The sequence below is a fragment of the Kocuria rhizophila genome, from assembly GCF_003667225.1.
Lineage (GTDB): Bacteria > Actinomycetota > Actinomycetes > Actinomycetales > Micrococcaceae > Kocuria > Kocuria rhizophila.
The window spans coordinates 1-25,976 of the sequence record NZ_RCOM01000004.1 but is presented as its reverse complement, the minus strand read 5'-3'; the positions used below and the strand labels follow the sequence as shown (position 1 = coordinate 25,976).

Sequence of the window (25,976 nt, the reverse complement as noted above, 5' to 3'; positions counted from 1 at the left end):
TCCGTGGATGGGCTCAGGCGCGATGTCGCGGTGCCCGGCGGCCTGACCTGCGGGTCCGCTGGGCAGGTCCCTCACCCGAGGAAGCGGCGGTGGCGCTGGTCTCGGCACCACCGATCGCGGGCCGGGCCGCAACGGGCTCGGGCTCACGCTCGGTGGCATCGTGATCCGCGGGGTCCGCGGACGTGTGCGCGTCCGCCACGCTGTCCGAGGCGTCGGTGGACGTGGTGGTCCCGGTGGCCCCGGACTCCGTGGCGGTGGCCTGCACGGTGGAGATCTCGCCGGTCCCGGTGTGGTCCACACGGGTGGCCAGGGGCTTCTCCTCCACGAACAGCAGCAGCAGGAACGCCACCACGGCCAGCGGGATCATGGCCAGGAAGATGGGCAGCAGCGCATCGTTGTAGGACTGGACCACAGGGTCCTGGATCATCTGCGGCAGCTCGTGCACGGTCTCCGGCGTGAAGGAGTTGGCGTCCACGGAGCCGGAGGCCTGGGGAGGCAGCGGGGGCAGGTTCTCCGCCAGCAGGTCCTTCAGGCGGGAGATGAACAGCGAACCCACCACGGCGGAGCCCACGGTGGCACCCACCTGGCGGAAGAAGTTGCTGGAGGCGGTGGCCGTGCCCACGATCCGGTTGGGCACGGAGTTCTGCACGATCAGCACCAGGATCTGCATGCTCAGCCCGATGCCCGCGCCGAACACCGCGAGGAACACGCACATCCGAACGGTGGAGTCCGAGACCTTCAGGGTGGACAGCAGCCACAGGCCGATGCCCATGATCAGCATGCCCACCAGGGGGAACAGCTTGTACCGGCCCGTGCGCGAGACGATCTGCCCGGACACGATGGACGCAACCAGCAGGGAGGCCATCATGGGGGTCATGAGCAGACCGGCCTGGGTGGCGTCCACGCCCTTGACCATCTGGATGTAGGTGGGCATGTAGCCAATCGCGCCGAACATGGCCACGCCCACCGCGAGCCCGGACACGGTGGTCAGGGTGAAGTTGCGGTCCTTGAACAGGGACAGCGGGATCACGGGGCTGCTGGCCCGGGTCTCGGCGACCACGAAGGCGATGGCCCCGGCGAGGGTGGTGGCGCACAGCAGCAGGATCTGCGGTGAGTTCCAGTCGTACTGGGTTCCGCCCCACGTGCACACCAGGATCAGGCACGTGGTGGCACCGGCCAGCAGGATCATGCCCAGGTAGTCGATGCGCTCGCGCTCCTCGCGGGGCCGCCGCGGCAGCTTGAGGAACACGGCCACGGCGATGATGGCCAGGATGCCGAGCGGGATGTTGAAGGAGAACGCCCAGCGCCAGCCGGGACCCTCCGTGATCCAGCCGCCCAGCAGCGGTCCGGCCACCGAGGACACGGCGAACACGGCGCCCATCACGCCCATGTACTTGCCGCGCTCACGGGCGGGCACCACGTCCGCGATGGAGGTCTGGGCGAGGATCATCAGACCGCCGCCGCCCAGGCCCTGCACCACGCGGGCGGTGATGAGCCAGCTCATGCTCTCGGCCGCCGCGCCCAGGGCGGAGCCCGCGATGAACAGCACGATGGCCGCGATCAGCACGGGCTTGCGGCCGAAGAGGTCGGAGATGCGGCCGTAGACCGGCATCATCACCGTGGAGGCCAGGATGAAGCCGGTGATGACCCAGCTCATGTGGTCCACGCCGCCCAGGTCCCCCACGATGGTGGGCAGGGCGGTGGAGAGGATGGTCTGGCCGAGGGACGCGAGCAGCATGACGACCATGAGGCTCGCGAACAGCAGTCCGAGGTGGGGTGGTTTCTCGTCCACGGGAGGGCTGGACGCAGCCCGGGTGGCGGTGGCGGTCATGAGATCTCCTTGAGAGCGGTGCGGAAGACGCCGATGGCGTGGTCGAGCGCGCGCTGGACGGCGGCGTCGTCGGACACGGCAGCCAGGTGGGTGTCGGTGCGGAATGCGAACTTGATGACCGAGCCGGCCAGCAGCACGAAGGCGTGCGTGGTCTCCTCGGAACGGGGCGTGGGGCCGCGCCCGGAGTGCTCCGCGACTGTGGAGACCACGAGGGACTCCGCGGTGGTCACGTGCATCCCGATGCGGCGCTTGAGCTCGGGGTGGTGGTCCACCAGGGCGCGGCGCTGGGCCATGAGCTCGGGTGGGCCCGTGGCGTCCCGCAGCACGTCCATGAACAGCCGCACGGTGCGTGCGAACTCGTCGCCGGTGCTGCGGTCCATGTAGCGCGCGTGCGCGGCCTCGGAGATCTGCGGCGGGGTGATGCCCAGCACCGCGTCCTCCTTGCTCGCGTAGTAGTTGAAGAACGTGCGCCGGGACACGCCCGCGCGTTCGGCGATCGCGTCCACGGTGGTGTCCGAGAAACGGCCCTCGGCGGAGAGCTCGAGGGCGGCCTGGTGGATCTCGGCGAGTGTGCGGGTGCGGTTGCGTTCACGCAGGGACGGCTGGGGTGTGGTCACGGGTACACATTATGCACTCGTGCAAACTTGCACAAGTGCAGAATTTGCCCGGTGGGTATGATTCCGCTCACCGCGCACGGCGACGGCCCTCCACGTGGGTGCGCGCCGGCGGTAACACCCCGAGGCGCTCGCTACAGTGGGCGTGTGACAGCACCCTTACTGGCCTGCGTGGGCCCCGCCCAGCACGGCGTGCGGATGCACGCGGAGAACCTCGCGGCCCACACTCCGCGCGCCCGCTCTGTTGAGGGGCCCATAGACCGTCTCCGCATGGAACTTCTCGCCGGGCGGTCCCCGGTGCACCTGCACTTCACGGACCGCATCTTCGGGTCCACGCCCGCCAGTGCCGCGGACGCGGTGGCTGAGATCGCACGCGTCCGCCCGGTCACCGTGACGCTCCACGACCTCCCGCAGCCCGCCAACGGCCACGCGTTCGAGGCCCGCCGCGCGTGCTACGCACGGGTGTCCGACGCCGCCCGCACCGTCATCGTGAGCAGCGACTCCGAGCGGGCCCAGCTGGCGCGGTACGTCCCGATCACGGGCAGTGCTCCCGTGCTCGTGGCGCCCCTGCCGGTCGATCCGCCGGAGCGCGGGGCGTGGGACGCCGCTCGACGGCACGCCGCTGCGGGCGAGCACCCCACCGAGGGGGAGCGGCCCACCGTGGGGATGCTGGGCTTCCTCTACCCCGGAAAGGGGCACGACCGTGTGCTGGATGCCCTGGCGGACGTGCCGTTCCCCGTGGACGTGCTCGCGCTCGGCCGCGCGTCCGACGGTCACGAGGACCTCGTGGAACAGCTGGACCGTGCCGCCCGCCGCGCCGGTCACACCTTCCGTGCCACGGGCTTCCTGGACGACGCCGCCCTGACGCGCGCCGCGCAGCAGGTCACCGTCCCGGTGGTCGCCCCCGCCCACGTCTCGGCCTCCGGTTCCGTGGGGCGCTGGATCAGTGCCGGGCGCCGCCCGCTGGTCATGCCCCATCCGTTCTTCGAGGAGCTCGCCGCGCGGGCGCCGTGGGCGCTCACCCTCACCGACGATCTGCCCGGTGCACTGCGCCGCGCCCTCAAGGACCCGGTGGGCACGTGGATCGCGCCGGACGAGTGGCGCACCACCGACCTGCCGTCCAGTGCGGTGGCCGCGGCCGTGCAGTGGGAGCAGATCACCGGCGGCGGGGAGCTGTCATGACGGTCGAGCACGCCGCCCCGCCCCGCGTGAGCGTGGTGATCCCCTACTTCGAGAACCAACGCGGTCTGGACCGGCTGCTCGCCGCCCTCGCCCGCCAGGACATGACCGCCCGGGAGTTCGAGGTGGTCATCGCCGACGACGGCTCCGCCACCCCGCCCGTCCTTCCCGCCACGCCGTTCACGTGCTCGGTGGTGCGCCAGGAAAACCTGGGCTTCCGAGCCGGTGCCGCGCGCAACCTGGGGGCGCGGGCGTCGTCGGGAACAGTGCTCGTGTTCCTGGACGGGGACATGATCCCCGAGCCGGGTTTCCTCACCGCGCTGCTCGCGGGCCGCGACGCCGCGGACGACGGCCACGGGGCGCTCGCCGTGGGAGCGCGTCACCACGCGGAGCTGTCGGAGCTGGACGTCCCGGACGTGCTGCGCTGGGTGGCGGGGGAGGACGTGCCCGGGGCGCGGCGTCTGGAGGATCCCGCGTGGCTCGCGGAGGGCTACGCGCGCACCGCGAATCTGCGCGAGGCGGGCGTGGAGGACTTCCGGCTGGTCATCAGTGCGCTGCTGGCCGTGGACCGGGAGCTCTTCGAGCGCTGCGGCGGTTTCGACGAGTCCCTCGTGGGCTACGGCGGCGAGGACTGGGACCTCGCCCACCGGTGCCGCCAGCTCGGGGCGAACCTCGCCCACGTGCCCGGGGCCGGGGCGTGGCACGACGGCCCGGACCTCGGTGGGCGGGCGGACACTCGCGCTGTGAAGGACGCGGAGACCCTCGCGCTTGCGCAGCGCATTCCCCTGCCGAGCACGCGCGGGATCGGCGTGGTCTTCGAGCAGCCCTGGGCGGTGGTGCGCGTGCACGGCCACCGCGAGGACGCCGAGGCGTATCTCACCGCGTGCCACCTGCTGCGGGACACGGACGCCGGGCTGTGGTTCGTGGACCGCCAGGACGTTCCGGCCGCGCTGGCCGCGGACCCGCGCGTGCGCACGGGAGAGCCGCCGGCCGGGGTGCTGGAGCGCGCCGTGGTGCTCGCGGACGCCCACGCTGCGCTGACGCTGGACGAGCCCCTGCGCGTGTGGTGCGAGCGCGGAGAGAGCGAGGTGCCGGGAGTGCTCACGGTGCGCTCGGTGCGCGCCGTCCACCGCGCGGAGTCTTCTCCGCGGCGCATGCCCCGTGACCACGCCGGCTGCGCGGTGCACCCCGCAGACACTGCCCGACGACTCGAGGACAGGGTGGGCCACCATGGCTGAGCTGGGATTCGACCCGCAGGACGAGGGCCGCCGCGCCCACTACGGGGACTTCTACGGGCTGAGCGAGCTCCCGGACAAGCCCCTGTTCGCCGTGCACGGCAACTGCCAGGCGGAGTCCCTGCGCGTGCTGCTGCACGGCGCGCTCGCCGGTGACTGGCACGGGGTGCGGATGCCCCCGGTGCACGAGCTGCTGGAGCAGGACCTGCCGCACCTGCACGCCCTGCTGCCCCGGCTGTGCCTGCTGGTCACGCAGCCGATCGCGGAGGGCTACCGGGGGCTGCCGCTGGGCACCGACGACGTCCTGGCGCGGCTGTCCCCGGACGCCCGGGTGGTGCGGGTGCCCGTGATGCGATGGACCGCGCTCATGCCCACGCTCGCGATCGTGCGCGCTCCCGGGGTCGGAGATCCGCCGATCGCGCCGTACCACGACCTCCGGGTGCTCAGCGCAGCCGCCCGTGGAGAGCGGCGCGTGGACCTCACCCCGCCGTCCGCCGACGCCGCCCGGGCCGCCCGTGAGGAGTCCCTCGCCCAGCTCCGGCTGCGTCAGGACGCCCACCGCACGCTCGACGCCGCCTCCCTGCTGGACGCCGCTGGACCCAACGCGGTGCACGTGATCAACCACCCGGGCAACGGGGTGCTGCGGGCGGTGGCCTCGGCGGTGCTGGACGATGCGGGGCTGTCCGCGCCGGTCCCGGATCCGGGCCGGGTGCTGCTGGGCGGCATCCGGGCACCCATCCTGACGAGCACCCTCGAGGCCCTCGGGTACGACCCCACCGAGCTCGAGGGTGGGCCGCACGAGGACTGGGTCATCCACGGGGAGCACGTTCCCGCGCAGGACATCGCCGCCGAGCACCTGCGCTGGTACGCACAGCACCCGTCCGTGGTGGCCGCGGGGCTGCGGCGCCACGAGCACCTGATTCAACGACTGGGATTGAGCGCATGAGCACGGACAAGGCACGCGGGAATGGGCCTGCGGAACCGGGCGAGGACAGCGCGAACGGGCCTGCGGAACCGGGCGAGGACCGCTCGAACGGGTCGGCGGGACCCGGCAAGGATCGCGGGAACGGGTCCGTGGAACCGGGCCAGGGCCGCAGGAACGGGCCCGCGGGACAGGGCGAGAACGGGCAGGAAGGCGGCGCAGCGGCGTCGTCGGGCCCGGAACGCACCCCGGACGGGCACCACATCGTGGTCAAGGGCCGGAAGTGGCGGGCCACGGACACCGGGATCCCCGAGACGTTCCGGAAGGAGTTGGTCGCCGAGCTGATGAGCGCGCGCCGCGCCGTGAAGTCCAGGGACGAGCACGCGCGGGACCGCGTGCAGGACGCGAAGGTGGCGCTGGGCGAGCGCGGGGAGCCGTGGTGGGAGGAGCCCACCGAGGACGGGCTGCGCGCACGGGAGGCCGCGACCATCCGGGCGTTGCTGCGGCACCGGGCGGGGAAGACCATCTGCCCGTCGGACGTGGCCCGCACCCTGGGCGGGGAGCACTGGCGGGACCTCATGCCGCAGATTCGGGACGTGGCGGGGGAGATGGCCGGTGTGGGAGAAGTCACAGTCACCCAAAAAGGTGAGACAGTGGACCCTTGTACAGCCCGCGGTCCCATCCGGCTGGCACCGGGACCGGACCTCGCGGGGATGCCCGCGGACGGGGAGTGACCCCGCCCGCCGAGACCGAGGAGTCCGCACGTGAGCTTCCTGGACGACGCCCACCGGATGCACGACGAGCTGGTGGCGCTGCGCCGCACACTGCACACCAACCCCGAACTGGGCACCGACCTGCCGTGGACGCAGCAGCAGGTCCTCGCCGCGCTGGACGGGTGCGGGTTGGAGCTCACGAAGGGCGAGTCGCTCACGTCGGTGACCGCGGTGCTGCGCGGTGCGAGGCCCGGGCCCACGGTGCTGCTGCGCGGTGACATGGACGGGCTGCCCGTGGTGGAGCAGACCGGGCTGGAGTACGCCTCGACCAACGGGGCGATGCACGCGTGCGGTCACGACCTCCACACCGCTGCCCTCGTGGGTGCGGCCAGGCTGCTGAGCGCGCGCCGGGACGAGCTCGCCGGGAACATCGTGTTCATGTTCCAGCCGGGGGAGGAGGGTCCGGGCGGCGCCAGGCCCATGATCGAGGAGGGCGTGCTGGACATCGCCGGGGAGCGCGTGGTGGCGGCCTACGGCATCCACGTGAACCCCGGGCCGCTGGGGCAGTTCAGCTACCGGCCCGGGACCGCGATGGCCGGGGCCAACAACCTCACCGTGACCTTCCACGGACGCGGCGGGCACGGCTCGCAGCCCCACACCGCGCTGGACCCCGTGACGGCCGTGTGCGAGTTCGGCACCGCGCTGCAGACCATGGTCACCCGCCGGTTCGGCGTGTTCGACCCCGTGGTGGCCACCATGACCCGGCTCTCCGCCGGCGAGGTGAACAACGTGATCCCCGAGAGCGCCTGGATCTCCGGGGACGTGCGCACCCTGTCCCCGGAGACGTCCGCACGGTTCCCGCGGCTCGTGACGGAGCTCGCGGACGGGATCGCCGCGGCCCACGGGCTCACCGCGCAGGTGGACTGGTCCCCGCTGTACCCGCCCACGGTCAACGACGCCGCCGAGGCCGCCTTCGTGAGCGACACGCTCGCCCGCGTGTTCGGCCCGGAGCGCGTGTCCCGGAACCCGGACCCCCGCATGGGCTCGGAGGACTTCTCGTTCGTGCTGCGCGAGGTCCCCGGGTGCTACTTCTTCCTGCACTGCACCCCGCCCGAGGTGGATCCCGCGGACGCCGGCTGGAACCACTCGCCCACGGTGCTCTTCGACGACTCCGTCCTGGGGGACCAGGCCGCCGCGCTTGCCGAGGTGGCGTGGGAGCGAGTGGCGCGGGGCTGAGCCGCCCACCGATGTCCCGGCCGGCCTCGTGCGGGGCCGCTTCCTGGGCCCTGTGAGCCGGGACCTGTGCGCCATCGACTGGGCCGCCACGTTCCCCTTGGGGGTCGCCGTGTGGTCTGGCGGCCCACCGACCACCACCCACCCGTTCCCGTTGTGAAGGAGTTCCACCATGTCGTTCCTCGACCATGCCACGTCCCTGCAGCCGGAGCTCGTTGCCCTGCGCCGCTCCCTGCACGCCCACCCGGAGGTGGGCAACGACCTCCCGTGGACCCAGCAGCGGATCGTGGACGCGCTGGACGGGCTGGACCTGGAGATCACCCTGGGGCGCTCGGTGTCCTCGGTGGTCGCGGTGCTGCGTGGCGCCAGGCCCGGGCCCACGGTGCTGCTGCGCGGCGACATGGACGGGCTGCCGGTGGCCGAGCAGACCGGGCTGGAGTACGCCTCGACCACCGGGGCGATGCACGCGTGCGGTCACGACCTGCACATGGCCGGGCTGGTGGGAGCGGCGCACCTGCTGAGCGCGCGGAGGGACGAGCTCGCCGGGAGCGTGGTGTTCATGTTCCAGCCGGGGGAGGAGGGCCCGGGCGGTGCCAAGCCCATGATCGAGGAGGGGCTGCTGGAGGTCACGGGCGAGAAGCCGGTGGCCGCGTACGGGATCCACGTGTTCCCCGGGGAGCGCGGGCTGTTCACGTACCGCCCCGGCACCGCGATGGCGGGCGCCAACTACCTCCACGTCACGTTCCACGGCGAGGGAGGACACGGGTCCCAGCCGCACACCGCCAAGGACCCCGTTCCCGCGCTGCTCGAGTTCGGCACGGCCCTGCAGACCATGGTCACGCGGCGGTTCAGCGTGTTCGACCCCGTGGTCGCCTCCATCACGCAGCTCTCCGCGGGCGAGGCGATCAACGTGATCCCGGGCCGCGCGAGCCTGGGCGCGAGCGTTCGCACGCTGTCCGCGGCCAGTGACGAGGCCTTCCCCGCCGCCGTGCGCGAGCTGGCCCACGGCATCGCCGCCGCCCACGGTGTGCGCGCCGAGGTGGAGTGGACCGTGCTGTACCCGCTCACCCTCAACGACGACGCGGAGACGGCGTTCGTGGCGAACACCCTGGCCGAGCTGGTGGGGGAGGAGCACGTGCGCCAGGATGCGGACCCGCTCATGGGTTCCGAGGACTTCTCGTTCGTGCTCGACCAGGTCCCGGGCTGCTTCTTCTTCCTGGAGTGCAGCCCTCCGGACCTGGACCAGGAGAATCCCGGGTGGAACCACTCGCCCACGGTGCTGTTCGACGACGCCGTGCTGGGCACCCAGGCCGCGGCGCTCGCCGAGCTCGCGTGGCGGCGCCTGCAGCGGGACTGATCGGCCGGTCACTCCGGGGGCAGTGGGACCCGGCTCAGGCGTGCAGGACCTCGTGGGACTCGGAGTCGCGGATCTCCACGGTCTCGATCTGGAACGTGGAGTGGTGGACCGAGACGTCGAAGTGCTCGGCCACGCACGTCTTGACGTCCTTGAGCAGGTCGGCGGCGTGGCCGTCCCGGAAGCACTCGTCCTCCACCACCACGTGGGCGCTGATGGTGGGCAGGCCCGTGGCGACCGTGGAGGCGTGGACGTCGTGCACGTCCACCACGTGGTGCAGCCCCATGATGTGCTCGCGGAACAGGTCCAGGTCGAGACCCCGGGGCGTGAACTCCATGAGCACCGCCGCGGTCTCGCGCATGATGGTGACCGCCCGCGGCAGGATCAGCGCGGCGATGAACAGGGCGGCCACGGTGTCCGCCTGCTGGAAGCCGGTGGTGGCGATGACCACGGCGGCCACGATGACGCCGAGGGACCCCAGGGCGTCGTTGGCCACCTCCAGGAACGCGGCGCGCATGTTGAAGTTGGCGCCGCGCCCGGAGGCGAGCACCAGGATGGCGACCACGTTGCACGCCAGGCCGATCGCACCGAACACGAGCAGCTCGGTGGGTGGCACAACCCGGGGCTCCAGCAGCCGCCGGATGCCCTCGACCACGGCGAAGATCCCCACGCCCAGCAGGAGGGTGGCCTGCGCGAGGGCGGCGATGACCTCCACACGTCGGAACCCCCACGTGTGCTTGGAACTCGCAGGGCGGCGCATCAGGTGGGCCGCCACCAGGGCGACCAGCAGACCGAGGGCGTCCGTGAGGGCGTGCACGGTGTCCGTGAGCAGGGCGAGGCTGCCCGTGAGCACGGAGCCCACCGCCTGGGCGAGGACCATTCCGGCGGTCAGCCCGAACGCGATCCACAGCCGGCCGCGGTGGTCGCCCGCGCCAGCGCCGTGGTCGTGCGCGTGGCCGGCGCCCATCAGAGGGACTCCTGCCGCGGCGTCGTCGGCGCAGCTGCGGCCCCGGTGAGCGGGGCGCCCGTGGCCGAGTTCCCGGAAAGGACCCCGGAGGGGTGGCCGTCCGGGAAGGGCTCCTGGTTGGCGGGAGGGTGGTGCAGGTGCGTGCACAGCACCGCGCGGGTGCCCGTTGCACCCAGCAGCTGCTCGGCCGCCGCGATGAGTCCCGCCAGCTCGTGGGGGTGCGTGAGGGAGTACCACGTGGCGCGGCCCTCGGGGCGGGAACGGATGAGCCCGCACTGCGCCAGAAAGCTCAGGTGCTTGCTCACCGTGGACTGCGCAAGCCCCATGTGGGCCACGAGATCCCGCACGCGGTGCTCGCCGGAGGCCAGATGCTGCAGGACCGCCAGGCGGATGGGCTCGCTCAGGGCCTGGAAGAGGTGCGCGTACGCGTGGGTGGCCTGCTCATCGAGTGCAGGGAGGTCGGTAGGACAGATCGCCATGCAACGATGATATCGCTGACAAGGCGGATGTGTCTGCCTAGAGGAGACCTCTGCGGCGGACGAGACGAGCTCACCGGACGCGAGGAACCTGCCGCCGGAGGGTGGCCCGGTCCCGGTGCAGTCCACCGCGTCAGTGCCGCGAGCGGAGTGCTCCGGCCCGAGCTGCACAGTGAACGGTGGCCGCTCACTGAGGCGCTCAAGAGTGATGAGGTCGTAGCTGCCGCGCGGCGGCGCCCACCGCCGCGGCCAGGGCGTGGGTGATGTCGTTGAAGTTCAGCGCGGACTCCGCGCGGGCATTCTCCGGGTCGGTCTCGGCGCCGATGCTCGCGGTTCCCTGTGACCTGACCGCGGGCACGTGGATGAACGTGGCGGGCAGGTCTGTTCGGTGCAGGGCGGTCCAGAAGACGGCGTTGCACAGGAATGCACCAGCGTCCTCGGACACCTCCGCGGGAACTCCCGCGTCCTGAATGGCCCGGGTCAGAGCCGCAGGATCGAGGCGGGACTCGAGGCGTGCGGGCCCGGGGGCCAGGGGAGCGGCATCCCGCACCACACCGTCGTTGTCCGGGATGCGCCCGTGCCCCAGGTTCCTGGCCCAGCGCTCCGGAGTGACGACCGCGCGGCCACCCGCTTCTCCCACGGCGATGATCGCGTCCGGCTGGTGGGTCTCGACAGCCCGCAGCAGCGCCGGACCGGCGCCGGACCACGTCACCGGGAGGATCGCCGTGGCGAGGTTCACGCCGTCCGGACCAGGGATCTCGCCGAGCCGCTGGACCGCGGTGCCGCTCGCGTTCTCCGTTTCACCGCCGAAGGGCTCGAAGCCTGTCACGAGGATCTTCATGGGCCCACCGTATCGCCGCTCGGCGCACCGGCCGATGCTCGCGGAATGCGCGGTGTCCCTGGGGCAGGAGCCACCGGAGGCAGCAAGAAGGCCCCGGAACGGTGCGTTCCAGGGCCTTCTCGGCGTTCCCTCGATCCTTCGTGCGAAAGCACGTGACCGTGGACGTGGTGTGGAGCCTAGGGGAATCGAACCCCTGACCTTTTCATTGCGAACGAAACGCTCTACCAACTGAGCTAAGGCCCCGAACAACAGGAGTCACTGTAGTCCTCCCGGACGGATTTCGCACATTCGCCGGGCGCCGGGTGCCCCGGGGCGGTGATCGCCGCGGCTGCACTGGCCCTAGGGTGGGTCCATGACCGCAGCGGACCCCACGCCTTCCTCGCCCCAGCTCTCCTCCGCAGATCCCGCAGACGGCCCCGATGACGTTCGCGGCACCGCTGCGCCCGCCCCGGGCCACGACGACGCCGCGCCTGCCCCGGGCCACGACGACGCCGCTCCCGCATCGGCCCACGACGACGCTCCTGCTCACGAGGACGCCCTGCACCCTGGGGACCCCGAGGCCGCCGGGCCGTTCCTCACCGTCGGCTACGTCCCCGGGGTCATGCCGGGGAAGTGGCTCGGCCGGTGGCGCCAGCGCCGCATGCGGCCGGTCCTCCGGGACGAGCTGCTGACGGCCGCCGGGTGGCGGCAGGCCCTGGACTCCGGGGAGGTCACCGCGTGCTTCGTCCGCCTCGACTGGTCGCCCGAGGACCCCGACCCGGACCACCTCCGCACCACTCACCACGCGGTGCACCTCTACGACGAGCTCCAGGTGGCCGTGCTGAGCACCGACGACGTCCTGGGGGTCCTGGACAGCCTCACCACGGCACAGCTCGCGGAGGAGTCCACGCCCCAGGCGCACGCGGACATCGACGACGCCGCCATGGCCGTGGAACTCGCGGCCGCCGGTGTGGGTCCCGTGGTGCTGCCGATGTCCGTGGCACGGCTGCACGCCCGCAAGGACGTCACCCACCGCGAACTCACGGACGCCCCGACCGTCCCCGTCTTCCTCGTGTGGCCCCGGGGTCTGGACGAGGACATGGAGGGCGCGGTGCAGCGCTTCGTGGGCATCGTGCGTGGGCGCAAGGAGTCCAGCGGGCGGGACGACGGCGCGGCGCCCGGCCAGGCGGCGTCGTCCGGGGTAGAGGGGCGGCCGTCACGGGCGATGAAGCCTGCGGCCTCAGAGAAGTCGCAGGAGAAGCAGCCGGCAACGCGCAGCGTCAAGCCCCAGTCCGGTGGGTGGGCCAAGGCCGGGGCGAGCACGAAGCCGGGGCTGCGCCGCAAGCCCGGGTGCAAGGTCAAGAACAGCCGGTCCAAGAAGCGGCGCTGAGCCGGGGCCTGCCTCCCGGGACGAGTCGAGCCGGACGGGAAGGGCTCCGAGCGGCGTCGGGCGAGGGTCTGTTGCGGAAAGAGTGGCAGCGGAGGCCGAGCCTGTGGCTCAGCCGTCCCCGCGGCGTTCCGAGGATGTGGTGCCCTCGCCGGTCTCGTCCCGGCTGGGGGTGCGGCCGTCCGGTGTGTGGCTGTCCGCGGCCGAGCCGTGGGGGCGCAGCGGAGTGGTGCGCACCTGGCCCGTGGTGGGCACACGCGGCATCGGGAAGGACGTGGTGGGGGCGTCAGCGAAGGTCTCAGGCTCGGAGCCGGTGCGCACCGTGACCTGGTTGGTCAGGGGGATGCGCAGCCCGTCCCGGTCCAGCATCTTCTTGATCCGCACGCGCATCACCCGGGCCACGTCCCACTGCTCGAGCGGGGCGGTCTTGACAGCGAGGCGGATGGTGATGCTCTCCCCGGAGATGTTCTCCACGCCCCACACCTCGGGGTCGTCCACGATGCTGGGGCCCACGTCCGGGTCGTCGCGCACCAGCAGGGCCTCGTGCTCGATCATGTCCGCCACCAGGTCGATGTTCGTGTCGTAGGGCACGGGGATGTCCAGCACGCAGCGGGCCCAGCCCTGGGACTGGTTGCCCACCCGCAGGATTTCGCCGTTGCGCACGTGCCACAGGGTGCCCTTGACGTCCCGCACCTGGGTCACGCGCAACCCCACGTTCTCCACGGTGCCGATCGCCTCCCCGAGGTCCACGGAGTCACCGATGCCCAGCTGGTCCTCGGCCACCATAAAGATGCCGGACAGATAGTCCTTCACCAGGGACTGCGCGCCGAAGGACAGGGCCACACCGGCGATGCCCGCCGAGGCGATCACCGGGGCGATGTTGAAGCCCAGTTCCGAGATGATCATGAGGATCGCGATGGCCCACACGATGATGGTGGCCACCGAAGCCAGCACCGCACCGATGGTGCGGGCCCGCAGCGCCTGCCGCTCCGAGGCCACCCCGGCGTCCTGCACCCAGCGGGACTGGCCGTGGTCGAGGCGCTTGACGATCCGGGATTGCGTGCCGCGCGCGATGCCGCGGGTGACCTTGCGGATCAGCAGGCGCACCACGGCGGAGACCACCACAGCCCCGATCAGCACCAGGAGCACGCGGAAGGGTTTGTCGAGCCAGAATTCGAGGTTGTGCATCGGCTTCAGCGTATCCGCAGCCCGTGGGTGTGCGCTTGGCGCGGCCGGGGCGGGAGCTGGGGGAGCGGCGTCGTCGGTCGGCAGGCGGGTCCCGCGGACCCGACGCAGACCCGGGGCGGCTCAGACGCTCAGAGCCAGTCCTTGACCTTGAACACCACGTACAGCGCCACGCCCACGAGCACCATGAGCACGAGCGCCATGGGGTAGCCGAAAGCCCACTCCAGTTCCGGCATGGCCTGGAAGTTCATGCCGTAGATGGAGCCCACGATGGACGGCGCGAACAGGATGGCCGCCCAGGAGGAGATCTTCTTCATCTGCTCGTTCTGCACCATCGCGGCCTCGTTCTGCCGTGCCGTGGTGAGCGTGGAGTCCAGGCTCATGGCGTCGGTCAGCGAGGAGCGCATGGACTCGAGCTTGCCGGTCACCGCGATCACGTGGTCCAGGACGTCCCGCAGCCGGTGCTGCAGCTCCTCGTGGGTGCCGTACTTGGTGAAGCCCGCGAAGTACCGCTGCATCACGGTGCTCAGGGGTGCCACCCCGCGGTGGAAGTCGTTGATCTCCCGGGCGAGCTCGTAGATCCGCTGGGACACGTTCGGCTCCCCGGCGAACAGGGCGTCCTCGATCTCGTCGATGTCGTTCTCCAGCCCGGAGAGCACCGGGAAGTAGTCGTCCACGATCTGGTCCAGCAGCGCGTAGAGCACCCCGTCCGGGCCGAAGCACAGCAGCTCCGGGTCAGCCTCCACGCGCTTGCGCACCCGGCTCACGCCACGGGACTCGGAGTGACGGATGGTGATCACGAAGTTGGGGCCGGTGAAGATGTGGATCTCGCCGATCTCCACGGTCTCGGTCTCGTCCTGGTACACGGCCGGACGGATCACGGTGAACAGCGTGTCCCCGTAGCGCTCCATCTTGGGCCGCTGGTGGGCCTGCACGGTGTCCTCCACGGCGAGCTCGTGCAGCTGGAAGTGCTCGGCGAGCGAGCGGATCTCCTCCGCCTCGGGGCGGTACAGCCCGATCCACGCCAGCACGGTGTCCTCGCCGCTGCCCGACTCGTCCGGCTGGTCCATGACCCGCCGCAGCAGGCTGTACGTCTCCTCCAGGGAGCGCGGGGACTCGACCTTGCGGCCGTTGCGATAGATGGCGTTCTCCACGATGCTCACCCGCCCATTATGGGGGTCCGCCACTAGACTGGCCGCCATGAGCCAGCCGTTCGATTCCCGCGTGGGCGCCTACGCCCTGATCACCCGCGACGAGCACCTCCTGCTCACGCACTGGAACCCCCGCCACCCCGATTTCGAGGGTGCGTGGACGCTTCCCGGCGGCGGCATGGAACCGGGGGAGCAGCCCGAGGAGACCATGGTGCGGGAGGTCTTCGAGGAGACCGGGTTCCACGTGGCCTCGGACGGGCTCGTGGGCGTGCACAGCTACTGGATGAGCGCGGAGCAGCGCCTGGACCCCACCACGCGCGGCAACCACGCGTGCCGTGTGCTCTACACCGCGCACATCACCGGCGGTGAGCTCGCGGTGGAGCAGGACGGCTCCTCGGACGACGCCGCCTGGGTCCCGTTCTCGCAGCTCGGCTCGATCAAGCGGCTGGACCTCGTGGACCAGGGGCTTCGCCTCGCGGGGCTCAGCGATGTGGTGGACGCTGCGGCCACACCGCCGGAGAACGTGGCCGAGCAGGACGTCTCCACCGAGCCCGGCGGGGACCGGTGACCCACCCCGGGCGGCTCCGGGCCGTGGCCGTGCTCGCCACGGGTGCCCTGTTGCTGAGCGGCTGCTCCGCGGGGGACGGGCAGAACGGGGCCGACGGCGGGGAACCCAGCGCGGCGGCGTCGTCCACCGGGTCCGAGACCGCGAAGATCGCCGCGGGCGTGGACACCCAGACGCGCGTGCTCGCGCACCTGTACCAGCAGCGGCTCAGCGCGGACGGTGTGCCCGCCACCGTGGTGGACGTGGGATCCACCCGCGAGGAGATCTTCGACGCGCTGCAGGACGGGCGGGCCACCATGGTCCCGGACTTCACGGGCGACCTCTACGTCTACGCGCGGCAGCACGAAGTGCCGGCCTCGCAGGCGACCGGCGCGAGCCCCACACCGGCGCCCAGCGCATCCGCGGACACCGACGCCCCGCGCGGGCTCCTGGACTCCCTCGGGCAGCTGCTGGGGATCACGGGGGAGACCGGGCCGTCCGGGGACGACGTCTACCGGGCCCTGCCGGACGTGATGCCCAGCGGTCTGGAGGTGCTGGACTCCTCCGGCGCCCAGCGCACGGACCAGGTGGTGGTCACCGCCGCCACGGACGCGCAGTACGACCTCAAGAGCCTGGACGGCTCGGGCAAGCAGTGCGGCAAGCTCGCCGTGGGGATGCCCACCGACTATGCGGACAGCGCCCAGGGGGAGCCCGGCCTGAAGGCGTACTACGACTGCGACCCCAAGGCCGCGCCCGAGTACAAGACCACCGACGAGCTCGTGAACGCGCTGCTCACCGATCAGGTGCAGGCCGCCGTGCTGCGGTCCTCGGAACCGGTGATTCAGGACGACGGGCTCGTGGCCCTGGAGGACCCCAACCGGCTCTTCCGCCCGGAGCACGCCGTGGTGGTGGGATCGGAGAAGCTCAGCGACCAGGCGGTGTCCAGCGTCAACGCCGTGACCGCGGAACTTACCACCGAGGACCTCACCACCATCACCCGGCTCACCGGCGGTGAGGATCCGGCCATGAGCCCCGAGAAGGCGGCCACCTACCTCCGGGAGCAGCCCCGCTGACTCCGGAGGCGATCCGCGGGGCACCATGCCCGCTGTGGACCGATCCGGGGACCCGGAACGGGTGCGTCGCACCGCTGAACCGCCGGGGACCCGCGAGTAGTCTGGCCCCATGGCAAAGGTGAAGCAGTCCGACAAACTGAAGAACGTCCTCTACGACATCCGCGGCCCCGTGCTGGAGCAGGCGGAGAAGATGGAGGCGGCGGGTCAGCGCATCCTGCGCCTGAACATCGGCAACCCCGCACCCTTCGGCTTCGAGGCACCGGACGCCATCCTGGTGGACATGATCAAGAACCTGCCCAACGCGCAGGGCTACTCGGACTCCCGGGGCATCTACTCAGCCCGCACCGCGGTGGTGCAGTACTACCAGACGCGCGGGATCATGAACCTGGACACCGACGACGTCTACCTGGGCAACGGCGTCTCCGAGCTGATCACCATGGCCCTGCAGGCGCTGTGCAACCCTGGTGACGAGCTGCTCATCCCCTCCCCGGACTACCCGCTGTGGACCGCGTCCGTGGCGCTGTCCGGCGGTACCCCCGTGCACTACGAGTGCGACGAGGAGAACGGGTGGAACCCTGACCTCGAGGACATGGCCTCCAAGATCACGGAGCGCACCAAGGGCATCGTGGTCATCAACCCCAACAACCCCACGGGGGCGGTGTACTCCAAGGAGACCCTGCAGAAGATCGTGGACCTGGCCAAGGAGCACGACCTCATCCTGTTCTCGGACGAGATCTACGAGAAGATCACGTACGACGACGCCGAGATGATCAACACCGCGAGCCTCACCGGTGAGGACGTGCTGTGCCTGACCTTCTCCGGGCTCTCCAAGGCGTACCGCGTGGCGGGCTACCGCTCCGGGTGGCTCGCGATCACCGGGCCCAACTGGCGCGCGGAGTCCTACCTGGAGGGCATCAAGCTGCTCGCCAACATGCGCATGTGCGCCAACGTCCCCGCGCAGCACGCCATCCAGACCGCCCTGGGCGGATACCAGTCGATCAACGACCTCATCCTCCCCGGCGGCCGGCTCAAGGCCCAGCGGGACATCGCCCACCGCAAGCTCAACGAGATCGACGGCGTCACGTGCGAGCAGGCCCGCGGTGCGCTGTACCTGTTCCCCAAGCTGGACGTGGAGAAGTTCGGGATCGTGGACGACGAGCGCTTCGCCCTGGACCTGCTCAAGGAGCAGAAGATCCTGCTCAGCCACGGCACCGCGTTCAACTGGGGCAAGCCGGACCACTTCCGACTGGTCACCCTGCCCGCGGTGGACATGCTGGACACTGCCCTGGACCGCCTGGGCGAGTTCCTCTCGACCTACCAGCAGTAGGCCGTTCCTACTCCTACTCGGCGTCCGACGCCGCCTGGTCCCGGCTCTCCCGTCGGGCGCGGGCGGCGTCGAGCCGTTCCCGGGCGCCGTCGAGCCACTGCTCGCAACGGGTGGCCAGGGCCTCGCCGCGCTCCCACAGCCGCAGGGACTCCTCGAGGGAGGCGCCGCCCGTCTCGAGCTGGGAGACGATCTGCACGAGCTGCTCGCGGGCCTGCTCGTAGCCGAGCTGGTCCACGTCGGAGAGGTCCGGCGCGCCCTGCTGGGGGCTCTGCTGGGAGTCGGTGCTCTGGTTCTGCTGTGCCACGGTGTTCCTTCCGGTGGTGGTGCCTGGTGATGCGTGGTGTGCGGGTGCTGTGCGCCCCGGGTCGGATGCCCTGTCCGGTCGCTGGTGGGACGGGCGAACGCCTCAGCGCTCGCCCGGCTGACGGGTACTGGCGGCGGTGACGTCCACGCCCAGCTCTCCGGCGGCCAGCCGCACGGTGAGGGACTGGCCCGTCTCCGCGCGGGCGGCGTCCGTGAGCACGGAGCCGTCCGCGGTCTGCACCACGGCGTAGCCGCGGTCCAGGGTCTGCTGCGGGGACAGGGCACGGACCCGGGCGCGCAGCTGGACCACGGAGTCCTGGGCCCGCAGGGCCAGGGAGTTCGCGGCAGACCAGGCGCGGGAGCGCAGCCGGTCCACGTCCTCCTCGCGCACCAGGATCATGCCCTCCGGCTGTGCGAGCACGGGACGTGAGCGCACGGTGTCCAGGCCGTGCTGCTCGCGGTCGAGCATCGAACCCACGGCGCGGTCCAGTGCGGCGCGGGCCTGGCCGAGGCGCAGCCGTTCGTCCTGGACGTCCGGCACGATGCGCTTGCCCGCGTCCGTGGGGGTCGAGGCCCGAACGTCGGCCACGTGGTCCAGCAGGGGCTGGTCGTTCTCGTGGCCGATCGCACTGACCACCGGCGTCCGGGCCGCGAAGACCGCCCGCAGCAGGGATTCGTCACTGAACGAGAGCAGGTCCTCGAAGGCACCGCCACCGCGGGCGATCACGATGACGTCCACCTCGTCCAGGGCGTCGAGCTCCTGGAGGGCCCCGATGACGGCGCGTGCCGAGCCCGAGCCCTGGACGGGGACCTCGCGGATCTCGAAATGCACACCCGGCCACCGGTTGGTGGCGTTGCGCACCACGTCCTTCTCCGCGTCCGAGTTGCGCCCGGTGATCAGCCCCACGCGGTGGGGGAGCACCGGCAGGGGCTTCTTGTGGGTCTGGTCGAACAGTCCCTCGTCCGCGAGGGACCGGCGCAGCCTCTCCAGGCGCTCCAGGAGGTCGCCGAGGCCCACGGGGCGGATGTCCCGGCCCAGCATGGAGAGCCGCCCGGTCTTGACGTAGAAGTCAGCCTTGAGGCTCACGACCACGCGCGAGCCCCGTTCCAGGGGACGCTCCAGCCGGGCCATCTCGTTCTTGAACAGGGTCACGTTCACCGAGACCTCCTCCTGGAGGTCCCGCAGGGTCACGTAGCAGACCCGGGCGCGCTCGTTGACCTCGATCACCTGGCCCTCGACCCACGCGTCCGGGGCCTTCTGGACCCAGCCGTGCAGGGAGTGGGAGAGCTTGCTCAGCGGCCAGGGGTTCTCGGGGGTGGTGTCCCGTGCCAGCCGGGGGAGCTCGGCCGGAGCACCCGCCGGCGCGGCGGAGCGCTCGGCGTCCGGGGGGAACGCGGCGCTGGGAGACGACGAGGTGTCCATGGGACATAAGTATCACCCGTTGGGGACACGCACAGCCGCTGCTCCCTAGAGTGGAGCGGTGAGCTCCTCGCCGTTCCCCCACCCCTCCGATGCCCTCCGCAGCGTGGCCGCCGCTGCGCTGGCCCTGCTGGCCGGCGCAGGCTTCGCCCTGTGGCTGGGGGTGTCCTGGCTGCAGGACCACCTGCTCTCGCCCTCCGGGTTCCAGGACACCGCCGCGTCCGTGATCACGGAGACGAGCTTCCAGGACGAGCTGGTCCGCACCCTGCTGGACCGGGCTACTTTCAGCGCCCTGGAGGACAAAGCCACCGGCATCGACGCCGTGGACCGGACGATCGAGTCCATCCGCGAGACGGTGGTGGACTCCGCCCAGTCCTGGCTGACCGCGCCCGAGCAGGAGGGCGCGTGGCTCGCGGTGCTCAACGACACCCACGACGCGAACATCCCCCTGACCCCCTCCGCCGGGCACGCGCCGGACGAGCTCGTGGTGGACGTCAGCGCGCTCGGGGAGGCCGTGAACCGCCAGGTGGAGGACGCCGTGGGCTTCTCCCCGGGCATCGACGAGCAGAACTTCACGGTGACCGTCCCGGGCGTGCACACGGGAGCGGTGGTGGACGCCCTCGTTCAGCTGGCCCAGTGGCGCTACGTCCTGCCGTGGCTCGCGGGCGCGGCCGGGATCGCCGCCGTGGTGGTGTCCCCGCGCCGCTGGCTCGCGCTCGCGGGAGTGGGAGTCGCGGGGGTGGTGTGCACGGGGATCGTGCTCGCCCTGGCGCTCGCGGGCGGACGTGCGGTGGTGGGCGCCGCCACCGTGGACCCGGTGGCGCACCTGGTGACCGAGCAGATCGTCTCGCTGCTGCAGGAGTCCTTCACGCAACGCGGCGTCACCGGCATGATCTGGGCGGGGGTCGTGGCGCTGGCGGGTGTGATCGGCGCCGTGGTGCGTGTCCGTACGGTCACTTACGATAGTGGGCATGTCCACCGTGGTTGACCTCTCTATGCCCACCGTCCCCCGGGTGCGTCGCACTCCCCAGGAGATTGCCGACGCCGCTCCGGTCACCGGGCGCAAGGTGCTCCTGGCAGCGCCGCGCGGCTACTGCGCGGGCGTGGACCGAGCCGTGATCGCCGTGGAGAAGGCCCTGGAGCACTACGGTGCCCCGGTGTACGTGCGCAAGGAGATCGTGCACAACAAGCACGTGGTGCAGACGCTGGAGGAACGCGGAGCCGTGTTCGTGGAGGAGACCGACGAGGTCCCGGAGGGATCGCTCGTGGTGTTCTCCGCCCACGGGGTGTCCCCGGCCGTGGTGCAGTCCGCGCAGGACCGCAACCTCAACACCATCGACGCCACCTGCCCCCTGGTCACCAAGGTGCACCGCGAGGCCGTGCGCTTCGCCAAGAACGACTACGAGATCCTGCTGATCGGCCACGTGGGCCACGAAGAGGTCGAGGGCACGTTCGGGGAGGCCCCCGAGCACATCCAGATCGTGAACTCCCCGGAGGACGTGGACACCCTGGAGGTGCACGACCCCGACAAGGTCGTGTGGCTCTCCCAGACCACCCTGAGCGTGGACGAGACCATGGAGACGGTGAACCGGCTGCGCGCCAAGTTCCCCAACATGATCGACCCGCCCAGCGACGACATCTGCTACGCCACCTCCAACCGCCAGGCTGCGATCAAGGAGATCGCCCCGCAGGCGGACCTGGTGCTGGTCGTCGGTTCGGCGAACTCCTCCAACTCGGTGCGCCTCAAGGAAGTGGCCCTGGAGTACGGGGCCCGGCGCGCAGAGCGTGTGGACTTCGCCAACCAGGTGGACGAGTCCTGGTTCGAGGGCGTGGCCACCGTGGGGCTGACCTCCGGAGCCTCCGTCCCCGAGGTGCTCGTGCAGCAGGTCCTGGACCTGCTCGCGGAGTACGGCTACGGGGAGGTCGAAGAAGTGGTGACCGCCCAGGAGGACATTCTGTTCTCACTGCCCAAGGAGCTGCGCGCCAAGCTCGCGAAGGACGGGGACACCACCCGCGGCCTGGGTGGCCGCGGCACCAAGCCCTCGCGCTGAGACCTGACGCCAAGACCTCGTGCTGAGCGCTGGATCCAGGCCCTCGCGCTGAGCCTGCGCTCCGGGTCTTCTGGCTGAGCCCTGGCACCGCCTCGTCCCCCCGAGCCCTGGCGTCAGGACCTTGCCCTGGGCCGCCGTGCCAGGCCCTTGCCCTGGGCCGCCGTGCCAGGCCCTTGCCCTGGGCAGCGGTCAGTCGTTCACGAACTCCGTGGCCGTGACTGGTCGCGGCACGGACTCCACGGTTCTCGTCTCCAGCGCCTCGGAGTCGGTGGCCGTGGGGTCCAGCTCGGCAATCCTCCGCGCCGAGGGCAGGACCCGGGACTCGAGGGAACCCACCAGCTTGTTGTAGCCGTCCACCGAGCGCCGCAGTGAACCGCCCATGTCGGAGAGGTGCTTGCCCACGGCGCCCATGCGGTCGTAGAGCTCCCGGGACAGCCGGTACAGCTCTCGTGCGTTGTCCGTGAGGGTGGCCTGACGCCAGCTGAACGCCACGGCCTTGAGCGAGGCGAGCAGGGACACCGGGGACACCAGGGCCACGTTCGCACGCGCCGCGTGATCCAGCAGGGAGGCATCCGCATCCAGCGCGGCGGCCAGGGCGGACTCGACCGGCACGAAGCACATCACCAGTTCGGGGGAGTTCTCCTCCGCGGACCAGTACTTCTTGGTGCCCAGGGTGTTCACGTGGGCCCTCAGGGCCTTGGCGTGCGCGGTGAGCAGCTGGGCGCGGCGCTGCTCGTTCTCGGGGGAGCCGTCCGCGGGGACGGCCTGGGCGTCCAGGTAGGAGGACATGGGGGCCTTTGCATCCACCACCACGGTCTGCGCCCCGGGCAGGTTGATCACCATGTCCGGGCGCTGGGTGCCGGACTCCGTGGAGCGCACCGTCTGCTCCGTGAAGTCCACGTGGCGGGTCATGCCGGCGGCCTCCACCACGCGGCGCAGCTGCATCTCACCCCAGGCACCGCGCGCCGTGGTGGAGCGCAGGGAGCCCTCCAGGGAGGTGGTGGCGTGCAACAGCTGCTGGTCCGTGGTGCGGGCCGCCTCCAGGGCCTGGGCCACGGCCCCGAACTGCTGCGCACGGTCCCGCTCCAGCTGGTTCACGTGCCGGCCCACGGAGGAGAGCTGGTCGTTCAGCGGTGCCAGCGCGCGCATGACGTCCTGGTCCTGCACGGCCCGCGCTTCGAGGGACTCCACACGCTGCTCGAGCTGCTCGGCGGCCGCCCGGGCGGAGGCGGCGTCCTGCAGGGCGGCGAGCCGCTGCCCCTGTGCCTCCTCCAGCTCGGTCTCCAGCGCCGTCGACTTCTGGTGGGCCAGCACGTACCCCAGCACCATGCCCACCACGAGGGCGAACAGCGCCCACAACCACCACACCTGAGCCATCACCGAAGCATCCATGCGCTCACCATGACAATTCCGTCCGACACGCATAAGCGTCCCGGTGGAGCTCATCAACGGGTCCGGAAGGCTACAGCCACCCGTTGCGCGCGGCGACGGCCGCCGCCTCGGTCCGGTTGGCGGTTCCGGTCTTGCCAATCGCGGAGGACAGGTGGTTGCGCACCGTGCCCGCGGAGAGGTGCAGGGCCCGCCCGATCTGTCCCGCCGAGGCCCCGTGGGACGCCTCGCGCAGCACGTCCTGCTCCCGCGGGGTCAGGGGATTGGGCCCCGCCAGCAGGGACTTTTCGGCCAGGGCCGGGTCAACCACCCGCAGCCCGGCGTGCACCTTCCGGATGGCCTCCGCGAGCTCCGCAGCGGGGGTGTCTTTGACCACGAAACCGGACGCCCCGGCGTCGAACGCCCGCCGCAGGTAGCCGGGGCGGTCGAACGTGGTGACCATCAGGCAGCGCGTCCCGTGCCCCGCGGCGACGATCCGCTCGGTGGCCTCCAGGCCGGTGAGCCCGGGCATCTCGATGTCCAGCAGGGCCACGTCCACGGGGAGGTCCCCGGCAAGAGCGACCGCCTCGGCGCCGTCCGCTGCCTGGGCCACCACGGTGATGTCCGGTTCCAGGTCCAGCAGGGCGGCCAGTCCGGCGCGCACGAGGGCCTGGTCGTCCGCGATCAGCACTCGGATCTCGGTCATGCCCGCCTCACCTCCACGGTCGTGCCGCCCCGGGGATCCCGCGCGACGGTCACGTCACATCCCGCCGCACGAGCCCGTTCCTTCATGCCGCGGATGCCGTTGCCCTCTCGCAGGCCCGGTTCGGCGGCACCGGTCCCGGAGCGCGTTTCGGTTCCGGAGCACGACGCCGCCGCCTCACCGCGGTCCTCGGCACGCACCGGCCGCTGCGTGTCCGGGCCGACGTGCCCCACCCCGTTCCGGTCGGGCGCATCCGCCGCGGCGTCGTTGGTGCGGGGACGGCTGGTCGAGGGCGCCGCGCCGTCTGGACGAGCGCCGGGCCCGGTCCGCGCGGAGTGGTGAGGGGAGGCACCCGCGGCCCGTGCGCCGTCGTCCGCGATGCGCAGCGACGAACTGGTGACCGTGACGCGGCAGTGCGCGGCGCCCGAATGGCGGACCACGTTGGTCACGGCCTCCCGCAGGATCCATGCGAACGCGGAGCGGGTGGCGGCGTCCAGGGACGGGACCGAGGACGGCAGGTGCGGGGTGATCCCGGCGGCGCGCAGGGCCGCGCGTGCCTGGACGAGTTCGACGCCCAGGTCCAGGTCCCTCAGTTTGCCGACCGTGGAGCGCACATCCGCGAGGGCTTCGCGGGACAGCGCCAGGACGTCGTCGAGCTCGGCGACGGCGCGCTGCGGATCCGTCTCCACGAGCCGCTGGGCGAGCTGGGTCTTGACGGTGATGACCGTGAGGGAGTGGCCCAGGATGTCGTGGACGTCCCGGCCCACGGCTTCGCGCTGCCGGGAGACCTCGAGCTCGCGGGCCAGGCGTTCGTGGGTCTCGGAGCGCTCCACGGCGAAGCGGGAGAACATGATGATCAGCCCGGACGGGACCAGGCCGAACAGCGGCCAGAACCACTGCTGCCGGGGGAGCAGCATGAGCAACGGAAGCAGGGCGGCCACCTCGATCAGGAGCGAGGCCAGGATGCCCTGGCGCAGGGGCAGCCGGAACGCGCACACGGCCACGAAGAACGGCGCCATGTAGGTCATGCCCCACGGGGAGGCCGGCAGCAGCAGGGCGAGCGGCACCAGCAGGACCACGCACCACAGCACGGCGTTGCCCAGCACGCTCAGGCGCGGAACCAGGATGTGCCGGATCCAGGAGAGCGTGTAGAGCCCGGCGAAGAGCACCAGTCCGAGCAGTCCCAGGACCGTGGCCCAGGCCGACTCGTCGCTCTGCAGCAGTGCCGCGGCGGGAATGACGAGGAACACGAGCCAGACGGTGGCGAACAGCAGGTCGGACCAGTCGTGCTCGGGCTCCTCGGTGCGTGGGCGCGGGGCGGTCCGAGTGGGGGTGCTCATCGGCGGCCCGTGGAGGACCGGGCGGCCAGCAGCGCGATGATCCCGAACACGGCGGCCCAGGCCACGGCGTTGACCACGAGCCACAGCAGGCTGTCGGTCTGCGGGGCACCGCCCATGGTGGCCACCTCACCTTCGGTCACGGGATAGCGGGCGATCCCCACGATTCCATACATGGGGGTGAACCGGGCGACGGCCAGCATCCCGCCGGAGAGCGGCATGAACACGTTGCCGAAGAACGCGAACACCACCAGGGCGCCGGAGGCGGCCCCCACGGCGGTGTCCGAGCGGAAGATCAGGCCCGCGGCAAGCCCGTAGAACGCGAAGACCACGGAGACCACCACGCACAGCACGGCGGCCAGCGCCCAGCGCCAGAGATCGTCCATCGAGGCGTTGGTGAACGCCCCCACCAGGAACACGATGACCACGGGCAGCACCGCGATCAGCAGGGCCACCGCCACCTTGGTGGCCGCGTAGCCGCCCGTGCCCATGGGGGTCAGCGCGAGCTGCCGGCCCCAGCCCTGCAGCCGCTCCACGGCGGCGCCGGCGGAGATGGCGGTGGTGGCCGTGACGGCCCCGTACACGGCCATCGACACCATCACGTACGCGGAGACGTTGCCCCCGGGCAGGCGGGCGTCGGACCAGCCCTGCACCGCGCCGAACAGGATGAACAGCACGGCGGGCAGCAGGGCCACGAACACCAGGTTGGGGATCGCGCGGACGTTCCGCAGGACGTCGTGGGCGGTGTAGGTCAGGGACATGACGGTCTCCTCGGGGTCGGGG

Annotated in this window: 25 protein-coding genes and 1 tRNA gene; 12 read left to right on the top strand and 14 right to left on the bottom strand. The window is 71.5% G+C overall.

Translation table 11 applies throughout. From position 1 onward, the window contains the following. Window positions 1-13: 13 nt before the first annotated feature. Window positions 14-1,831 carry an MDR family MFS transporter gene (locus D9R02_RS01490; protein ID WP_121566199.1) on the bottom strand — a complete coding sequence of 606 codons (1,818 nt, stop codon included), beginning with the start codon at window positions 1,829-1,831 and terminating at the stop codon, window positions 14-16. Beyond that, window positions 1,828-2,448, bottom strand: a complete 621-nt coding sequence (locus D9R02_RS01485) for a TetR/AcrR family transcriptional regulator (protein ID WP_019309586.1) — start codon at window positions 2,446-2,448, stop codon at window positions 1,828-1,830. The genes D9R02_RS01490 and D9R02_RS01485 overlap by 4 nt, the downstream gene beginning before the upstream one ends. Before the next feature lie 267 nt (window positions 2,449-2,715). On the opposite strand from D9R02_RS01485, the gene D9R02_RS01480 reads away from it, so the two are divergent. The 6 genes from D9R02_RS01480 to D9R02_RS01455 all read left to right on the top strand — a co-directional run bounded on the left by D9R02_RS01480 (window position 2,716) and on the right by D9R02_RS01455 (window position 9,084). Beyond that, window positions 2,716-3,627 carry a glycosyltransferase family protein gene (locus D9R02_RS01480; RefSeq protein ID WP_237708711.1) on the top strand — a complete coding sequence of 304 codons (912 nt, stop codon included), beginning with the start codon at window positions 2,716-2,718 and terminating at the stop codon, window positions 3,625-3,627. Then, window positions 3,624-4,862, top strand: coding sequence for a glycosyltransferase family 2 protein (locus D9R02_RS01475; protein WP_121241180.1), 1,239 nt, complete (start codon window positions 3,624-3,626; stop codon window positions 4,860-4,862). The genes D9R02_RS01480 and D9R02_RS01475 overlap by 4 nt, the downstream gene beginning before the upstream one ends. Beyond that, on the top strand, window positions 4,855-5,805 hold the full coding sequence (locus D9R02_RS01470) for a WcbI family polysaccharide biosynthesis putative acetyltransferase (RefSeq protein ID WP_019309583.1): 951 nt from the start codon (window positions 4,855-4,857) through the stop codon (window positions 5,803-5,805). The genes D9R02_RS01475 and D9R02_RS01470 overlap by 8 nt, the downstream gene beginning before the upstream one ends. Next, window positions 5,802-6,515 carry a DUF3253 domain-containing protein gene (locus D9R02_RS01465; protein WP_180956155.1) on the top strand — a complete coding sequence of 238 codons (714 nt, stop codon included), beginning with the start codon at window positions 5,802-5,804 and terminating at the stop codon, window positions 6,513-6,515. The genes D9R02_RS01470 and D9R02_RS01465 overlap by 4 nt, the downstream gene beginning before the upstream one ends. A gap of 30 nt (window positions 6,516-6,545) precedes the next feature. Continuing rightward, the gene (locus tag D9R02_RS01460) at window positions 6,546-7,730 is read left to right on the top strand and encodes a M20 metallopeptidase family protein (RefSeq protein ID WP_019309581.1); all 1,185 of its coding nucleotides are present in this window, start codon (window positions 6,546-6,548) and stop codon (window positions 7,728-7,730) included. Between the two features lie 169 nt (window positions 7,731-7,899). After that, window positions 7,900-9,084, top strand: coding sequence for a M20 metallopeptidase family protein (locus D9R02_RS01455; protein WP_121566198.1), 1,185 nt, complete (start codon window positions 7,900-7,902; stop codon window positions 9,082-9,084). Between the two features lie 34 nt (window positions 9,085-9,118). Here D9R02_RS01455 and D9R02_RS01450 read toward each other — a convergent pair whose 3' ends face one another. The 4 genes from D9R02_RS01450 to D9R02_RS01435 all read right to left on the bottom strand — a co-directional run bounded on the left by D9R02_RS01450 (window position 9,119) and on the right by D9R02_RS01435 (window position 11,608). Further along, the gene (locus D9R02_RS01450) at window positions 9,119-10,048 is read right to left on the bottom strand and encodes a cation diffusion facilitator family transporter (RefSeq protein ID WP_019309579.1); all 930 of its coding nucleotides are present in this window, start codon (window positions 10,046-10,048) and stop codon (window positions 9,119-9,121) included. After that, window positions 10,048-10,527: an ArsR/SmtB family transcription factor gene (locus tag D9R02_RS01445; RefSeq protein ID WP_019309578.1), complete on the bottom strand. Its 480-nt coding sequence runs from the start codon at window positions 10,525-10,527 to the stop codon at window positions 10,048-10,050. Before D9R02_RS01445 ends, D9R02_RS01450 begins: the two co-directional genes overlap by 1 nt. Before the next feature lie 196 nt (window positions 10,528-10,723). Continuing rightward, window positions 10,724-11,365, bottom strand: a complete 642-nt coding sequence (locus D9R02_RS01440) for a pyroglutamyl-peptidase I (protein WP_019309577.1) — start codon at window positions 11,363-11,365, stop codon at window positions 10,724-10,726. A gap of 170 nt (window positions 11,366-11,535) precedes the next feature. Continuing rightward, a tRNA-Ala gene (locus D9R02_RS01435) sits at window positions 11,536-11,608 on the bottom strand. A 109-nt stretch (window positions 11,609-11,717) separates the two neighbouring features. Here D9R02_RS01435 and D9R02_RS01430 point away from each other — a divergent pair. Then, complete coding sequence (locus tag D9R02_RS01430; RefSeq protein ID WP_121566197.1) at window positions 11,718-12,734, top strand: LysR substrate-binding domain-containing protein; 1,017 nt, start codon at window positions 11,718-11,720, stop codon at window positions 12,732-12,734. A 108-nt stretch (window positions 12,735-12,842) separates the two neighbouring features. Here D9R02_RS01430 and D9R02_RS01425 read toward each other — a convergent pair whose 3' ends face one another. Together D9R02_RS01425 and corA are read right to left on the bottom strand one after the other, a co-directional pair. Further along, complete coding sequence (locus D9R02_RS01425) at window positions 12,843-13,919, bottom strand: mechanosensitive ion channel family protein (RefSeq protein ID WP_121566196.1); 1,077 nt, start codon at window positions 13,917-13,919, stop codon at window positions 12,843-12,845. 128 nt (window positions 13,920-14,047) lie between these two features. Then, window positions 14,048-15,079 (bottom strand): magnesium/cobalt transporter CorA, encoded by a 1,032-nt coding sequence (corA, locus tag D9R02_RS01420; RefSeq protein ID WP_047978169.1) that lies wholly within the window; start codon window positions 15,077-15,079, stop codon window positions 14,048-14,050. Window positions 15,080-15,116: 37 nt separating this feature from the next. On the opposite strand from corA, the gene D9R02_RS01415 reads away from it, so the two are divergent. From D9R02_RS01415 to D9R02_RS01405, 3 genes are all read left to right on the top strand, one after another. Next, window positions 15,117-15,635 (top strand): NUDIX hydrolase, encoded by a 519-nt coding sequence (locus D9R02_RS01415; RefSeq protein ID WP_121566195.1) that lies wholly within the window; start codon window positions 15,117-15,119, stop codon window positions 15,633-15,635. Continuing rightward, the gene (locus D9R02_RS01410; protein WP_121566194.1) at window positions 15,632-16,684 is read left to right on the top strand and encodes a glycine betaine ABC transporter substrate-binding protein; all 1,053 of its coding nucleotides are present in this window, start codon (window positions 15,632-15,634) and stop codon (window positions 16,682-16,684) included. The genes D9R02_RS01415 and D9R02_RS01410 overlap by 4 nt, the downstream gene beginning before the upstream one ends. Window positions 16,685-16,793: 109 nt before the next feature. Continuing rightward, window positions 16,794-18,011 carry a pyridoxal phosphate-dependent aminotransferase gene (locus tag D9R02_RS01405; RefSeq protein ID WP_019309571.1) on the top strand — a complete coding sequence of 406 codons (1,218 nt, stop codon included), beginning with the start codon at window positions 16,794-16,796 and terminating at the stop codon, window positions 18,009-18,011. Between the two features lie 13 nt (window positions 18,012-18,024). Here the strand turns inward: D9R02_RS01405 and D9R02_RS01400 are convergent, their stop codons facing one another. Both D9R02_RS01400 and xseA read right to left on the bottom strand, forming a co-directional pair. After that, a complete protein-coding gene (locus D9R02_RS01400; protein ID WP_019309570.1) occupies window positions 18,025-18,315 on the bottom strand; it encodes an exodeoxyribonuclease VII small subunit in 291 nt (96 codons plus the stop codon). A 102-nt stretch (window positions 18,316-18,417) separates the two neighbouring features. Beyond that, window positions 18,418-19,737: an exodeoxyribonuclease VII large subunit gene (gene xseA / locus D9R02_RS01395; protein ID WP_019309569.1), complete on the bottom strand. Its 1,320-nt coding sequence runs from the start codon at window positions 19,735-19,737 to the stop codon at window positions 18,418-18,420. A 58-nt stretch (window positions 19,738-19,795) separates the two neighbouring features. On the opposite strand from xseA, the gene D9R02_RS01390 reads away from it, so the two are divergent. Both D9R02_RS01390 and D9R02_RS01385 read left to right on the top strand, forming a co-directional pair. Then, window positions 19,796-20,722, top strand: a complete 927-nt coding sequence (locus D9R02_RS01390) for a hypothetical protein (RefSeq protein WP_059280946.1) — start codon at window positions 19,796-19,798, stop codon at window positions 20,720-20,722. Continuing rightward, complete coding sequence (locus D9R02_RS01385) at window positions 20,706-21,785, top strand: 4-hydroxy-3-methylbut-2-enyl diphosphate reductase (protein ID WP_019309567.1); 1,080 nt, start codon at window positions 20,706-20,708, stop codon at window positions 21,783-21,785. The genes D9R02_RS01390 and D9R02_RS01385 overlap by 17 nt, the downstream gene beginning before the upstream one ends. A 189-nt stretch (window positions 21,786-21,974) precedes the next feature. Here the strand turns inward: D9R02_RS01385 and D9R02_RS01380 are convergent, their stop codons facing one another. The 4 genes from D9R02_RS01380 to D9R02_RS01365 form a co-directional block, all read right to left on the bottom strand. Then, window positions 21,975-23,177, bottom strand: coding sequence for a DNA recombination protein RmuC (locus D9R02_RS01380; protein ID WP_235586588.1), 1,203 nt, complete (start codon window positions 23,175-23,177; stop codon window positions 21,975-21,977). Window positions 23,178-23,247: 70 nt separating this feature from the next. Beyond that, window positions 23,248-23,859 (bottom strand): response regulator transcription factor, encoded by a 612-nt coding sequence (locus D9R02_RS01375; RefSeq protein WP_059280949.1) that lies wholly within the window; start codon window positions 23,857-23,859, stop codon window positions 23,248-23,250. Then, a complete protein-coding gene (locus D9R02_RS01370) occupies window positions 23,856-25,196 on the bottom strand; it encodes a sensor histidine kinase (protein ID WP_059280950.1) in 1,341 nt (446 codons plus the stop codon). The genes D9R02_RS01375 and D9R02_RS01370 overlap by 4 nt, the downstream gene beginning before the upstream one ends. Then, window positions 25,193-25,976 (bottom strand): ABC transporter permease (locus tag D9R02_RS01365; protein ID WP_310793797.1); only part of this gene is annotated, 784 nt, incomplete at its 5' end. The genes D9R02_RS01365 and D9R02_RS01370, both read right to left, overlap by 4 nt.